The 13560-nt window shown below is 73.8% G+C and carries 11 protein-coding genes, 1 tRNA gene and 2 pseudogenes; 7 read left to right on the plus strand and 7 right to left on the minus strand.

What is annotated here, in order from left to right; translation table 11 throughout:
• A pseudogene (locus tag ACFVWU_RS16220) lies at positions 1-197 on the plus strand (hypothetical protein); the annotation flags it as partial.
• Positions 198-205: 8 nt separating this feature from the next.
• Here the strand turns inward: ACFVWU_RS16220 and ACFVWU_RS16225 are convergent.
• From ACFVWU_RS16225 to ACFVWU_RS16240, 4 genes and pseudogenes are all read right to left on the minus strand, one after another.
• Positions 206-385 (minus strand): annotated as a pseudogene (locus ACFVWU_RS16225) (hypothetical protein); the annotation flags it as partial.
• Entirely contained in the window at positions 352-585 is a 234-nt protein-coding gene (locus tag ACFVWU_RS16230; RefSeq protein ID WP_387620797.1) for a hypothetical protein, read from the minus strand. The pseudogene ACFVWU_RS16225 and the gene ACFVWU_RS16230, both read right to left, overlap by 34 nt.
• Before the next feature lie 46 nt (positions 586-631).
• The gene (locus tag ACFVWU_RS16235; protein ID WP_387620646.1) at positions 632-1723 is read right to left on the minus strand and encodes a tryptophan 7-halogenase; all 1092 of its coding nucleotides are present in this window, start codon (positions 1721-1723) and stop codon (positions 632-634) included.
• On the minus strand, positions 1720-4749 hold the full coding sequence (locus tag ACFVWU_RS16240) for a LodA/GoxA family CTQ-dependent oxidase (protein WP_387620649.1): 3030 nt from the start codon (positions 4747-4749) through the stop codon (positions 1720-1722). Before ACFVWU_RS16240 ends, ACFVWU_RS16235 begins: the two co-directional genes overlap by 4 nt.
• 308 nt (positions 4750-5057) lie before the next feature.
• On the opposite strand from ACFVWU_RS16240, the gene ACFVWU_RS16245 reads away from it, so the two are divergent.
• Positions 5058-5141 (plus strand) — tRNA-Leu (locus tag ACFVWU_RS16245).
• Between the two features lie 91 nt (positions 5142-5232).
• Here ACFVWU_RS16245 and ACFVWU_RS16250 read toward each other — a convergent pair.
• Together ACFVWU_RS16250 and ACFVWU_RS16255 are read right to left on the minus strand one after the other, a co-directional pair.
• Positions 5233-5736, minus strand: a complete 504-nt coding sequence (locus ACFVWU_RS16250; RefSeq protein WP_387620652.1) for a GerMN domain-containing protein — start codon at positions 5734-5736, stop codon at positions 5233-5235.
• Positions 5733-7250, minus strand: coding sequence for an ATP-binding protein (locus ACFVWU_RS16255; RefSeq protein ID WP_387620655.1), 1518 nt, complete (start codon positions 7248-7250; stop codon positions 5733-5735). The genes ACFVWU_RS16250 and ACFVWU_RS16255 overlap by 4 nt, the downstream gene beginning before the upstream one ends.
• A 285-nt stretch (positions 7251-7535) precedes the next feature.
• Between ACFVWU_RS16255 and ACFVWU_RS16260 the strand changes: the two genes are divergently transcribed.
• The 5 genes from ACFVWU_RS16260 (at position 7536) to ACFVWU_RS16280 (ending at position 12524) form a co-directional block, all read left to right on the plus strand.
• Entirely contained in the window at positions 7536-8120 is a 585-nt protein-coding gene (locus ACFVWU_RS16260; protein ID WP_387620658.1) for a TetR/AcrR family transcriptional regulator, read from the plus strand.
• Between the two features lie 86 nt (positions 8121-8206).
• Positions 8207-9220 carry an RNA ligase family protein gene (locus ACFVWU_RS16265; RefSeq protein WP_387620661.1) on the plus strand — a complete coding sequence of 338 codons (1014 nt, stop codon included), beginning with the start codon at positions 8207-8209 and terminating at the stop codon, positions 9218-9220.
• A gap of 236 nt (positions 9221-9456) precedes the next feature.
• Positions 9457-10368 carry a diiron oxygenase gene (locus ACFVWU_RS16270; protein WP_387620664.1) on the plus strand — a complete coding sequence of 304 codons (912 nt, stop codon included), beginning with the start codon at positions 9457-9459 and terminating at the stop codon, positions 10366-10368.
• Positions 10369-10433: 65 nt separating this feature from the next.
• Positions 10434-12089 carry an FAD-dependent oxidoreductase gene (locus ACFVWU_RS16275; protein WP_387620666.1) on the plus strand — a complete coding sequence of 552 codons (1656 nt, stop codon included), beginning with the start codon at positions 10434-10436 and terminating at the stop codon, positions 12087-12089.
• 291 nt (positions 12090-12380) lie between these two features.
• The gene (locus tag ACFVWU_RS16280; RefSeq protein WP_387620669.1) at positions 12381-12524 is read left to right on the plus strand and encodes a hypothetical protein; all 144 of its coding nucleotides are present in this window, start codon (positions 12381-12383) and stop codon (positions 12522-12524) included.
• A 55-nt stretch (positions 12525-12579) separates the two neighbouring features.
• Here the strand turns inward: ACFVWU_RS16280 and ACFVWU_RS16285 are convergent, their stop codons facing one another.
• Positions 12580-13434 carry a methyltransferase domain-containing protein gene (locus tag ACFVWU_RS16285; RefSeq protein WP_387620672.1) on the minus strand — a complete coding sequence of 285 codons (855 nt, stop codon included), beginning with the start codon at positions 13432-13434 and terminating at the stop codon, positions 12580-12582.
• Positions 13435-13560 lie beyond the last annotated feature (126 nt).

Raw genomic sequence — 13560 nt, forward strand, 5'->3', positions numbered from 1 at the left:
CCATCAGCTACGGCGACGACCCGACGCAGTACCCGACCGTCATGGCAGGCGGCGCGTTCGTCTACACGGCGGCCATCTCCACCAGTCTCGACGGGAACTCCTTCCCCCCGGCCCCCTACGTCCATGCCTACAACGCGGACGGCAAGGAGATCTACAACCAGAAGACGCAGCCCACAGCCAAGAACGCCCGTCAGTAGGCGTCACCTCAGGCACTTGGTGGTGGAGCGGCCATCCCCGCGGTCGCGCGGCGGATGAGCATACGCAGTGTGACAATCGCGGCGGACAGGCGGAGGTGGAAGTCCACGGCGCGACTGAGTTTCTCAGTGCAGCGCCGCAGCTTGCCGAAGCTGTTCATCCACGAGCGGCTCCGCTCCACCACCCACCTCTTGTCGGCCCGGCCGGTGCCGGGAACGGCTGCGAGGCCAGCCCCACCGCGCGCCGGTCGTGGTCGAGTAGCATCAGCCGCTCCCGCTCCAGCCAGGACTCGAACCCCACCAGCGAAGCCGTGGTCGCCGCCCAGTACCAGCCCGGGAAGTACCGCTGTCCGCGGTGCCATTCCAGCAAGGCGCGAGTCGGACCGACCATGACTGACCCCTTGGGCGAACGTTCAGGCCCCTTCAGGCTAGGCCGCTCAGCGGCTGGTCGCCGTTCGGCGGCGGCCCCAGAAGGGGCTCAGGGGCCAACGCCTCTCCTGGTCGTACGCGTACGCATGGTTACTTCGGTAGGCCGTCGCGATCCCGTCCAGGAACGCCGTGTAGTCGGCCAGCGCGGCGGCCGTCCTTCGCTCGTCGGCGAGGCAGTCGGCCACGGCCCGTCCCGCCCGGGCGCCGGTGTGCAGCGCCATGAGGATGCCCTGCGAGGAGAGCGGGTCGAAGGCGAGCGCCGCGTCCCCGGCCGCCACCCAGCCCGGACCGGCCGACGGCGTGAGCCGCAGGCCGTGGGCGGGGGCCCAGCGCGGCACGGGAGTTGCACCCGGACCCCGCCCGGCCACTCGGCGCCGCACGTGCTCGGTGCGGCCGAGCGCCGCCCGGAAACCCTGCGGAGTGCGCAGCGACGGGTCCACCAGATCCGCGTCGGTCAGGTAGACGACCAGGCGCCCCGCCGGGACGAGGGTGGTGTACCACCAGCCGTCCGCCGCCGCCTCCACCAGGGTCCTGGCCTCGGGATCGCCGTCCGGGAACACCGCGTACGCGGCGACCAGCCGGTCCTGCTGCCGCCGGATCCCGTGCCGCCGCCCGATGACACAGCGTCGGCCGGTCGCGTCGACCGTCCAGCGGGCCGACGGGTTCGACAACGCGCCGGTGGCCCGCTCGCGGACGACCAGACCGCCGTCGACCCGCGCCAGCACCACGGCCCGCCGCAGCTCGGCCCCCGCCGCGACGGCCGCGTCCCGCAGGAAGGCGTCGAACCGCATCCGGTCGAGGTGCCACCCGTGCCCGTACGGGTCGAACAGGTGGCTCCGGTCGTGCAACCGTGTCGACCCCCACGCCGCGTACGTGCCGGTGGACACCGGATGCCCCGAGGCCAGGAACCCGTCCAGTAGCCCGAGGTCGGCCAGCAGCGGCCGGACGGCGGGCGGCAGGAACTCCCCGATCTTGAAGACCGGCCGGCCCGGGCCACCGTCGTCCAGCAACTGGACGCGGTGCCCGGCCCGGGCCAGGACGAGCGCCGCCACGGCGCCCGCCGGGCCGCCGCCCGCGACGACGGCGTCAAGGCGGGTCACCGGCTCGGCCGGAGCCGCTTGACCTTGTCGATGAACCCGGCCGAGACCTCCTCGTCGGGAGCCTCCGCCATGGTGACCGCCGACGCCAGGGCGGCCGGGCCCAGGACCGGGTCGGCGCCGAGGTCGACGTGCACGGTGACCAGGTTGCGGTCGGCCGGCGGGGCGGGCTCGCGCGGGAAGCTCACCTCGGACTCGACCAGGAGCTCCGCCGGGAGCCGGGGATCGTCGGTGGGGCCCGGACGGCGCTCGACCACCCCGAGCTTGCCGAAGTCCCGCACCATGGCGTTGATGTTGGCCAGGTAGGGGGTGGGCAGCCAGCGCAGCCAGGCCCGTCGCTTCTGGAACGCGGCCAGGCGGTCGGAGAGCGGCCGGGAGGTGTCGAGCACGACCTCGTAGTCCTCCTCGGCCAGCACGTGGTTGGGCACCCGGGCCGGCCAGAAGGTGGGCAGGTACGGGTCGTACGGGCCGAGGCCGGAGCCGTACTCGTAGCCGGCCCGGCAGCTCGCGGTGTCGGTCTGCCAGGGCACGGCCATCCACCGGGTCAGATCGCCGGGGGCCTGGGCGTGGAGCGGGCCGTCGAAGGAGAGCGCGAGGTCCGGGGTGAGCGTCGGCCCGTAGGTGGGCGCGGGCTTGTGCGGGTCGCGGTGACGGATCCGGAACGGGGTGGTGTACATCGTGGTGTGCCGCATCGGCCAGGTGAGTTCGCAGCCGGGGTGGAAGGCGTCGGCGAGGCAGAACGACAGGGCGGCCCGGTCGAGGGTCGCGGGCTGGTCGGCGAACGGGACGTCGTCCAGGGTGGCGGGTTGCGCGGCGTGCGGGTCGTAGTCGTTGACGAAGTCCCCGTCGGCCCACCGCTTGAGCAGCCGGTACTGGAGCGCGGAGAGCGTCACGTGCTGCCGGACCGACTGGGGCGGGATGTTCATCGCGTCGCCGTAGACGGCCGGCCAGGGCACGGGTGACATGCCGTCGCGGGCGTAGTCGCGGATGGCCAGCCAGACCTGGCGGCGCAGCTCCCGCTGCACCGGCGAGGGATCCGACAGATCGCCGAGCCTGGCGAGCAGGTCCTCGCGGCCGTCGAAGCCGAACTGGGTGGCCAGGCCCTTGTTGACCCACTGCAGGCCGCACAGGCCGCGCAGCACGGGCAGGACGTCCCAGGTGAAGGACACCTGCGGCGGCTCGGGGAGTCGGCCCTCGGTGACGAAGGCGTCCCAGATCAGGTCGTACATGGTGCGCACCGAGGTGAGTTCGGGCGCGTAGGTGGGCGGGGCCGTCACCACCCAGGCCGGTTCGACCGGGATCGGGCGGCCGTCGATGCTCACCTCGGCGGTGACCGGGCCGTCGGAGACGTCGTCGTGCCAGCCGTCGTTGTTGGCGAAGGTGTCGGCCGGTGTGCCGGTCGCCGAGGCCGAGACGCCCCGGCCGCCCAGGAAGATCAGTCGGCCGCTGTCGTCGGTGCGCAGCTCGCCGAGGTAGACGGGCTTGCCCATGAAGGTGCCGGTGTCGAAGCGGTACTCGGGCTGGTCGGAGCGGTTGCGGCCGCGCACCCAGCGGGGGCCGGGGTCGATGACCAGGAGGTCCTGGCGCTGGTCGGCCGGGATCTTGGGGTTGCGCAGGTTGCTCGGGTCGGCCTGGGCCGCGTCCGGGATGTCCAGGGCGATCTGGAACTGGTACCAGGCGGCCTTGGAGTTGACGACGTGCACCTTCCAGCGCAGGTCGGCGTTGTCGGCGGTCAGTTCGGCGACCGGCTCGCCGGCGGCGTTGTAGCCGTACACCCGGAACCGGGCGGCCTGGCGTTTCAGGGCGCCGGTGACGTCCTTGTAACTGCCGACGGGCAGCGGGGGCGGGTCGTCGACCTCGGGGGCGAGGACGAAATCGTCCATCATGCTGTCGCCGACCCGGGCCACGCCGATCGCCGGGTGCACGGCGGCCCGGACGATCCGGGTGTCGCGGGCCGGCGGCGGGGTGAGCTGCGGGCGGGCCGGGCCGGGCTCGGCCGTCGGCACGCCGTTGACGTCCCGGCGCTGCTCGGCCGAGGCCAGGTAGACCGTCCGGCGCACGTCGGAGATGCTGCCGATGGGCCGGTGCTCGGCGAGGCCGTGCCAGGGGTTGAGGGAGAGGTTCTCGCCGTACGCGGCCTGGCCGCGGGCGGTGACGTCCTGCTGCTGGAGGGTCAGCCGGGCCACCTTCACGGGGACGCTCTCGGACTCGCTCCAGCGCACCGTCGCCATGTCCAGCGGCATCTTCTCGTCGTCGGTGCGGAACTGGAGCAGCAGGTCGAAGGCGGCCGGGCCGGCCCCGAGCCGGTGGACCAGGTCGGCGCCGAGGTAGGTCGGATCCTCGTCGGGCGGCGTCGCGTTCGGGTCGGCGGGCTCGCAACTGGCGGGCACCAGCTTGTACTTGACGAAGCGGTCCGGCCCGAAGGCGTAGGGGAGCACGCCCCAGTAGGTGGCGGTCAGCACGCTGGCCTCGAACTTGGCCATGTCGTCGAGGATTTGTTCGGTGATCGGGTGGGCGGCCAGGTACGTGTCGTAATTGCCGTCGACGACACCGGCCTTGGTGAACTCGCACATGTCCTGGGCGGTGTCCACGAAGAACACGTCGTGGTTCTGCAGCAGCAGGTCCTGGGTGCCGGCCTCGGTGTAGCCCTCCAGCAGCTTGGGGCCGGGCACGCCGAACAGCTTGAGGCCGACGCCGAGGGTGGTCTTGAGGTCGGGCTGGCCGGGCACGGTGTCACTGGAGAACCGCACCCAGGCCTCCAGGCCGCCGGGCCGGGTGCGGGCGGCCTCCAGGAACCCGACCCGCAGCTCGGCCGGCAGGTCCTCGGCGACGGTGAGCGTGCCGCGGGCGACGCCGTGCGGCTTGAGGAACACCGGCCGCTTGACCGGGTCCTGGCCGCGGGCCATCCGGGCGCCCTGGGTCAGGTCCACGAACATCTGCTTCAGTGCGCCGGCCGCGTCCTCGGCACAACCCGGCAGGGGCGGCGGCGGCCCCGCGGCGTCGTCGAAGGGCTCGGGGGTCCCGATCATGCTGTGCTCCCGTCGGTGCGGTGATGGGGCCGGTGGCGGCGGCGGACCGGTGCGGTCGACGCGCTGTTCGGCCTCCGGGCCCTGGTCCAGCGTGCACAGACCGTTCGACGGGCGGCGCGGCGAACTACGCCCGAAACGACCAGGCGCCCGGCCCGGCGCGCGGCCTCTCACTCCAATCGGCCAGCAGCGCTCGCCGGGGGCCGGTCGCGGGTGGCAGCGTCGTCGGTGAGCCGGCGTCGCCTGCCGGTCGTTTCGGGGTGGTCAGAGGCACCCCTCCAGATGGTCTATGCTTAACCCATCACCCAGATGCGCGGGTGGCGGAATAGGCAGACGCGCTGGATTCAGGTTCCAGTGCCCGAAAGGGCGTGGGGGTTCAACTCCCCCCTCGCGCACAGAGAGCGGCCGGTTGACTTTCGAGTCAACCGGCCGCTTCTTTTGTTCTCGCCGCCTTTTTGGTCTCGCCGTCTCTCGGCGTCCCGGCGCTCAGCCGGTCCGGTGCAGGTCGCACTCCTGCTGGATGGCGGAGGGGGCGTCGCTGCTGACGATCGCGATCTTCGGTACCGCGCCCATGGTCGGGGCGTCCTCGGCGGTGCAGACGAGCTGCTGGATGGCGGGGGCGGACAGCGAGGAGGCGGACCAGGACAGGCGCAGGGTGACCGTGCCGGGGGTGTCGGTGGCCTCGATGCGACCGTTCGCGGGGAGGGTGCTGTACAGGCCGGAGCGCTTCTCGGACTGGTTGGGCCCGGCGACCAGGGTGTTCAGGGTCTGCTGGAGGTCCTCGCGCTGGGTGGAGGGGCGGATGACCAGGCTGATGCCGTGCTGGTCCAGGAAGTACAGCCGGACGCCCGGTTCGATGCCGGTGGCCGGCTGCCCGCTGCGCACCGGGCCGGTGGTGGAGATCGAGCAGCCGCAGGCCAGCAGCAGGGCGGCGGCGGCTCCGAGCAGACGCAGACGCAGACGCGGACGCGGACGCTTTGGGACGGTCACCGGTCCTCCTCGGTGTCGAGGCCGCGGGGCAGGACGAGGGTGAACACCGCACCGCTGTCGGGCGAGTTGGCGGCCTCGATGAGGCCGCCGTGCAGCCGGGCGTTCTCCTGGGCGATGGCCAGGCCCAGGCCGCTGCCTTCGGAGCGGGCCCGGGACTTGTCGGCCTTGTAGAAGCGGTCGAAGAGGTGCGGGAGTTCGGCGGGCGGGATGCCCGGCCCGCTGTCCGTGACGGTGAGCACCAGCTCGTCGTCCGGGCCGCGCAGGACGACCCGGACGGGCGGGCGGCCGTGCCGCAGGGCGTTGCCGACCAGGTTGGCGACGATGACGTCGAAGCGGCGCGGGTCGAGCCGGACGGGCAGGGCGGCGGGCAGGTCCAGTTCGACCTGGTCGTTCCAGCCGCGCAGGTCGAGGGTCTCGCGGACGGCGATGGCGGCGTCGATGGACTCGGCGCGCAGCGGTGCCGCCCCGGCGTCCAGGCGGGAGATCTCGATCAGGTCGTTGACCAGGCGGGTGAGGCGCGTGGTCTCGTTGCTGATCATGCGCAGGGCGGTGGCGGTGTCGGCGGGGAGGTGTTCGGCGTCCTCGTCGAGGATGTCGGTGACGGCGAGCATCGCGGCCAGCGGGGTGCGCAGCTCGTGCGAGACGTCGGCGGCGAACCGGCGGCCCTGGGACTCGATGGCGCGCAACTCCTCGATGGTGCCCTGGAGGGTGCGGGCGGTGTGGTTGAAGGTCTTGGAGAGCTGGGCGAGTTCGTCGTGGCCGGTGACGGTCAGCCGGGTGTCCAGCTTGCCCTGGGCCAGGGCGTGGGCGGCGTCGCCCAGGGCCCGGACCGGGCGCAGCACCTGGCGGGCGGCCAGCAGCGCCAGTCCGGCGGCCAGCACGGCGACGAGCACCCCGGCTCCGGCGGCGCCGGCGAGCAGTGCGTTGGCGGCGCTCTGCTCGCGGTCGAGCGGCAGCACGGCGTAGACGGTCAGCCCGGAGGGGGCGCCGGCCGGGCCGGAGGGGCCGGCGGTGCCGTAGGTGACGGGGACGCCGACGGCGAGCCAGGGGTGGTCGTCGGGTGCGGTGAAGCGCTGGAACGCGGCGTGGCCGCGGCCGACGGTGGCCTCCAGGGTGGGCGGGACGGCCACCGGCTGGGTCCACTGGGAGTGCTCGGTGCCGTAGGAGGCCAGTACCCGCCAGTCCCGGAAGCCGCCGGTGCCGGACAACTGGCCCGCCAGGCGGTCCAGTTCGCTCTGGTTGGGCGGGAAGGGCAGGGCCGGCGCCAGGATGTCGATGCGGCGGCGCAACTCGTCGAGGGTGGTGTCCTTGGTCAGGTCGAGCGTGGAGGTGGTCGCGGCCCGGTAGGTGAGCACGGCGGTGGCCAGCGCGGCCAGGGCGGCGACGGCGACGAAGGCGACCACCAGCCGCGGGCGCAGCCCGGCGACGGCACGGCGAAGCCGGACCAGGCGGTGCGGGTGCGGGTCCGGGTGCGGCTTGGGGCGCTCGGGCGGGAGAGCGGGGTCGATCGTCACAGCGGTCCGCAACGGTAGCCGAAACCGCGTTCGGAGTCGTCATCGATCAGCTGTGCCCGTGCCATGGGAGCAGTATCGGGCCTTGACCTGAGAGAACGCGCCCGGGGGCGGATTGCGGGGGTCGGGCCGCGGGGGCCGGGGTCGTGGAGACCGCCCGTCCCTACGAGGGCTGAGGCCCGAGCACGGAGCGGGGTGCCGCGGAGACCCCCGGTACCAAGGAGTGCCGGGGGGCCCGTTCGACGTCGGGGGCCGATACGCTTGCATCGGATCAAAGGGGGTCCCCGAATGCCGAGACAGGTCGACCACGAGGAGCGGCGCCGCCGGATCGCCGAGGCGGTGTGCGCGCTGATCGACGCCCAGGGACTGGAGGGCGTCACCCTGCGGGACGTCGCCACCCGGGCCGAGGTCTCGATGGGCGCCGTCCAGCGCTGCTTCCGCACCAAGGACGAGATGCTCCGCTTCGCCCTCGCCCACATCGGCGAGCAGGTCACCGGGCGGGCCCACGCCCGGCTGCGCTCCGCCCCGGCCCAGTCGGCGGCCAGCGCCGTGGGGCACGTGGTCGGCGAGGTCGCGCTGCTGCGGGAGGAACACCGCGCCGAGGCCCGGATCTGGCTCGCCTTCCTCGCCGCCGCCGCCGTCAACCCCGACCTGGCGGCGAGTCTGCGGACCAGCTACACCGACCTGGAGGGCCTGCTGACCCGACTGGTCGCCGAGGCTTCCGGCAGCCTGGACGCGCAGGGCGAGGCCCGTACCCTCCTGGCCCTCGCCGACGGGCTCACCGCGCACGTGCTGATCGGCCACCGCACGGCGGAGGAGGCGGAGCGGCTCCTGCACGCGCACCTGGCCCGGCTGTGGGCGGCGCACGGCTGAGGCCGGTGGGCGGGCGAACGCCCGTACGGCCGCCCGGCGGTGAATCCCCGTTGCCAGTGGGCGGGTTCCCCGGCGAGGATCTGTTCGTGTCCGAGACGTCGTTCGAACGGCCCGAGTTGCGGCCCTACCCGAAGATCCCCGCGCGGGGCGGCTCCGGCGCGCCCGGCGGCCGGGAGTGGATCGCGGCGGAGAAGGTGCACGGCGCGCACTTCGCCGTGGTGTGCGAAGGCGGCTCGGTGCGGGCGGCCAAACGGCGCGACCTGCTGGGCGACGAGGAGCTCGACGCCTTCTTCGGCGTGAGCCGGATCTGGCCGCGACTCTCGGTGGCCGCCGGGCGCTTCGCGGCGGCGATCCGCGCCACCCGGGGGGCCGCCGCGACCGTGACCCTCTACGGCGAACTCGCCGGCGGCCGCTACCCGCACCCCGAGGTGCCCGCCGTCGCCGGCGTCGAGCCCGTCCAGACCGGCGTCTGGTACGCGCCCGGCCTGCGCTGGCTGCCCTTCGACGCCACGGTGGAGACCGCCGAGGACCTGCGGTGGCTCTCCGACCGCGAGCTCCGTACCGTTTCCGCCGACGCCGGCCTCACCTGCGTCCCCCTGCTCGGCCACGGCCCGCTGAACGCCCTTCAGGAGCTGCCGGTCACCTTCCCCAGCCGCGTCCCGGCGCTGCTCGGCCTGCCCGAACTCGCCGACAACCTCGCCGAGGGCTACGTCCTCAAACCCGCCGGCGAGTGGCCCGGGGCGGGCCCCGCCCGCCCGGTGCTCAAGGTCAAGCAGAAGGCCTTCGCCGAGGACGACCGCTACGACGGCGCCCGCCCCTACCTCCCCCCGCCCGAGGGTGCGGCCGGCGTCCCCGGCTGGCTCCTGGCCCAGGCGTCAGCCCTGCTCACCCCCACCCGCGCGGCCGCCGCCGTCAGCAAACTCGGCCCGCGCACGCCCGCCGACGCGGTGGCGGCCGAGATCGCGGGCGACATCGCGGACGAACTCTCCGAAGCCCTGGGGGGCTTGGAGGCGCCCGTCCGCACGGCGCTGCGCCGCGCCCTGGAGCCCGGGGCGGGCGCCCTCGCCGCCTTCGACGCCGAGGACCGGCGCGGACGCTGAAGGCGGCAGGCGGCAGGCGGCAGGCGGCAGGCTGTTGCCCCCCGAGGGGGAGAGCAGCACACCCCCGGGCCTCGGCTCACGGTGTCGAGCCGGGTGATGAGCCGGTCGCCCTCGCGGGTCAGCGGGTCATCAGTTCGGGCTCACGCGGGGGGTTCTCGGCAGCTGGCTCTTATTGTACTGTCCGTCTAATAAGCGGGTGAGCGGGAACCCGCAGCGGCAGGCACCTGGAGGCAGCCATGGCTCTCACCTGGCAGACGGAGCACGGCCACACCGCGGCCGACGACGACGTCTCGAAGCGGCTGCTGGAGTCGGCCGCCACCCTCTCCTTCGACCCCTCGACCGAGATCGACTGGGACGCGCCCCTCCCGGAGGAGCACTACGGCCTCAACCCCGAGTGGAGCACGCTCTACGGCACCAGGCTGTGGGACGAGATGACCGAGCGGCAGCGGGTCACGCTCACCCGGCACGAGGTCTGCTCGATCATGAACACCGGCATCTGGTTCGAGATGATCCTCCAGCAGATGGTGCTGCGCGACCAGTACCTCAAGAACCCCGCCAGCGCCGAGTTCCAGTTCGCGCTCACCGAGATCGCCGACGAGTGCCGCCACTCGATCATGTTCGCCCGCGCCTGCGAGAAGATGGGCGTCCCCGCCTACCGGCCGAACAAGGTGATCGCCCAGGCCGGACGCGCGTTCAAGGCGCTCGCCAAGGGCGAACTCGCCTACGGCGGCATCCTGGTGGCCGAAGAGGTGCTGGACGTCATGCAGCGCGACTGGATGCGCGGCGAGAACGTCCTGGAGATCGTCCGCGGCACCTCCCGGATCCACGTGGTCGAGGAGTCGCGGCACATGAAGTTCGCCCGGCAGGAGATCCGCGAGCGGATGCGCCACGCGAGCCCGGCCCGCCGCCGCGCCTCGGCCACCGGCATCGCCGTCGGCGCGTACGTCATCGTCACCAGCATGGTCCACCCGGGCGTGTACAAGGCCGCCGGGCTGGACGTCGCGCGGGCGCTCGACGAGGTGAAGGGCAACGAGCACCGCAAGGCGATGATGCGCAACAGCTCCCGGCACCTGATGGCCTTCCTCGCCGAGGCCGGGCTGCTCACCAGCCGATCGGCGGCCGTCTACCGCCGCGTGCACATGCTCTGACGGCCAGTCGGCCACACATCATCAGGCACCGGCACATCAGACACAGCGAGGACCCCACTCCGGCCATGGCCTACGCGATCACCCAGACCTGCTGCAACGACGCCTCGTGCGTGTCCGTCTGCCCGGTCAACTGCATCCACCCGACCCCGGACGAGCCGGAGTTCGGCACCACCGACATGCTCCACATCGACCCGCAGGCGTGCATCGACTGCGGCGCCTGCGCGGACGCCTGCCCCGTCGATGCGGTGTTCCCGGTCGACCGGCTGCGCGGGCCGGACACCGTGTTCGGCGACCTCAACCGGGACTGGTTCCGCGACCACCCCAACGACCACGCCTGGGGCGCGCCCAGCTTCCCGCGCAGCCTGCCCGGCGAGGTCGGCACGCTGCGGATCGCCGTGGTCGGCACCGGGCCCTCCGCCGGGTACACCGCGCAGGAGCTGCTGCGCTGCACCAGCGCCGAGCTCACCATGATCGACCGGCTGCCGGTCACCGGCGGCCTGCTGCGACACGGCGTCGCCCCCGACCACCAGTCCACCAAGCGGATCGCGGAGAGCTTCGCGAGCGTCTTCCACGACCCGAGGCTGCGGATGCACCTCAACCTGGAGGTCGGCACCGACGTCACCCACGAGGAACTGACCGCACACCACCACGCGGTGGTGTACGCGGTCGGCGCGGCCTCCGACCGCCGGCTCGGCATCCCCGGCGAGGACCTGCCGGGCAGCCTGCCCGCGACCGCCTTCGTCGGCTGGTACAACGCCGACCCGACGGTGCCGGGCGACGCGGTGGAACTGTCCGCCGAGCGCGTGGTCGTGGTCGGCAACGGCAACGTCGCGGTGGACATCGCCCGGATCCTGCTCACCGACCCCGACCGGCTCGCCGCCACCGACATCGCCGACCACGCGCTGGCCGCGCTGCGCCGCAGCCGGGTGCGGGAGGTCGTGCTGATGGCCCGGCGCGGGCCCGAACAGGCGGCCTGGACGCGGTCGGAGTTCCTGGCGCTGCGCCGGCTGCCGGGCGTCGAGCTGGTGGTCGAGGACCACCCGGAGGTGCGGGCGGCGATCGAGACGGCGGAGCCGGACTCGCGCGCCGGGCAGCTCGTCGGCCTGCCGCTGGTGCCGTACGACGGGGGCGCGGAGCCGGGGCCGGGGCGGCGGATCGTGCTGCGCTTCCTGTCCGCGCCGGTCGGGCTGGGCGGGGACGGGCGGGTCGAGTCGGTGACCGTCGAGCGGACGAGGATGACGGCGGCGGGGCAGGCCGAGGCCACCGGGGAGCGCGACACCCTGCGGGCCGCTCTGGTGGTGCGCTCCATCGGACACCGGGGCGTGCCGGTGCCGGGGCTGCCCTTCGACGAACGGACCGGGACGGTCGCCCAGCGCGGCGGGCGGGTCGTCGACCCGGCCACCGGGCGGGCGTTGCCCGGGGCGTACGTGGTGGGCTGGGCCAAGCGTGGGCCGTCCGGCGGGATCGGCGCCAACCGGGCCTGCGCGCGGGAGACGGTGGACGCGCTGCTGGACGACGCGGTGGCCCGGGCGCTGCCCGCACCGGCGGCCGGGCGCCAGGAGTTCGAACGGCTGGTGCGGCGGCGCCGGCCGGACGCGGTCGGGCTGCGGGAGCTGCGCGCGGTGGAGCGGGCGGAGCGCGAGCGGGGCGAGGCGCAGGGGCGGCCGCGGGTGAAGCTGGCCACGGTGGCGGAGCTGTTGGCGGCGGGGCGGCGGCGGTAGGCCGGTGGTGGGGGCACCTTGCCGGTGGTGGGGGCCGGCGGCGGGGGCGCGCGCCGGTGAGTCGGGGGCGCCCGCGTGGGGTGCGCGCGGGCCGTCCCGCTGACGTGACCGTGACCCGGTGAGCGTGGGGCGCGTTGGGTTGATGTGAGTAGTTTTGCGGTGGCGTCGGCTGCATGGCGTTGGCCGGCCGAAGAAACGATCCTGCGTAGGGCAGGGCACCCTCCGGAACCCGACCCGGAGGAGCCCATCTATGCCGAGCTGGCCCGGTTGTGGCGGTCGGAGGGGCGGACGGTGCCCGGGCTGCCGGACCCGGTCTGGGAGTCGCTGGCCGAGTCGCTGGCCGCCACGGTGGCGCCGACGACCTGGGAGCCGTCAACGACATGGGAGCCGTCAACGGCCTGGGAACCCTCGACGACCTGGGAGTCCTCGGGCTAGAACTGCCGCGCCCGACGCCGGAGCAGCGGGGCGGAGCGCTCCTCCACGGCGGAGGTCACCCCGGTGGCTTGACGGCGGTGTGAACGTACCAGGCGACGTACTCGCGCACGCCGTACATCTCCACCGTGGAGCGGAGATTGAGCCACTTCGCCGGGTCGCCGACGCGGCGCAGCAGCTCCCAGGGCAGCCGGAAGTACGTGTGCACGGCCTCGGTGGTGGGCGTGTAGTACGCCGTCGCGTCCAGCGCCTCCTCGACCTCGAAGCCGGCTTCGGCGAGCAGTCGTGGCAGGTTGCGGGCATGGTAGAGCCGGGCGCCCGTCATCACCATCGCGTCCAGGTACGGTTCGAGCAACGCCCGGGCCCGCGGCGGGAGTTCGTCCAGCGGGGCGGTGCTCATCGGGCCGAGCAGGACCAGCCGACCGCCGGGACGCAGCACCCGGTGGAGCTCGGCCAGCGCGCGCGGCGGATCGTAGGAGTGGACCAGCGTCTCCATCGAGTAGGCGCCGTCGAACTCGCCGTCGGCGAACGGCAGGTGATGGAAGTCGCCCCAGGAGAACGCGGTCCGGTCGGCCAGCGCTGCGCGGGCGCTGAGCCGGCGGGCCTCGGCGAGGTGGAAGTCCAGCACGTCGACCCCGGCGACCCGCAGCCCGAACCGGGCCGCCATCGCCCGCGCCACCACGCCCGCCCCGCAGCCGGCGTCCAGCACCCGGGCGCCGGGCGGCAGCGCCAGCTTGCGTCCGAGCACGTCCTCCAGCTGCCGCTGCGCCCGCCACAGCCGCCACTTCGACTGGCCCGGCTCCGTCCACCCCCAGTGCCGGGCGTTGCGGGCCACCCGGGTGTAGAACCACCGGCTCCCGGCCCGCCCGTACACCCGGCGCAGCCCGGCGAGATCGAGTTCCTGAGCGCCCATGCGGACACGCTAGCGCCGGGTCCGCGGCCGCTCCCGGCGGCGCCACGGGGGAGTGCGCCGCCGGGAGCAGCCGTACGGTCGTAGGACTTGAGTGATCAGCTGACCAGGGTGGTTGCCGGCCAGGAG

It is taken from the genome of Kitasatospora sp. NPDC058190 (assembly GCF_042883685.1).
Classification (GTDB): domain Bacteria; phylum Actinomycetota; class Actinomycetes; order Streptomycetales; family Streptomycetaceae; genus Kitasatospora.

Excerpts from the sequence above, each read along its gene's own strand:
- ACFVWU_RS16260 (WP_387620658.1), top strand. The coding sequence starts at position 7,536 with ATGCCGAGACAGGTCGACCACGAGGAGCGGCGCCGCCGGATCGCCGAG.
- ACFVWU_RS16285 (WP_387620672.1), bottom strand. The coding sequence starts at position 13,434 with ATGGGCGCTCAGGAACTCGATCTCGCCGGGCTGCGCCGGGTGTACGGG.
- ACFVWU_RS16275 (WP_387620666.1), top strand. The coding sequence starts at position 10,434 with ATGGCCTACGCGATCACCCAGACCTGCTGCAACGACGCCTCGTGCGTG.
- ACFVWU_RS16240 (WP_387620649.1), bottom strand. The coding sequence starts at position 4,749 with ATGATCGGGACCCCCGAGCCCTTCGACGACGCCGCGGGGCCGCCGCCG.
- ACFVWU_RS16230 (WP_387620797.1), bottom strand. The coding sequence starts at position 585 with ATGGTCGGTCCGACTCGCGCCTTGCTGGAATGGCACCGCGGACAGCGG.
- ACFVWU_RS16270 (WP_387620664.1), top strand. The coding sequence starts at position 9,457 with ATGGCTCTCACCTGGCAGACGGAGCACGGCCACACCGCGGCCGACGAC.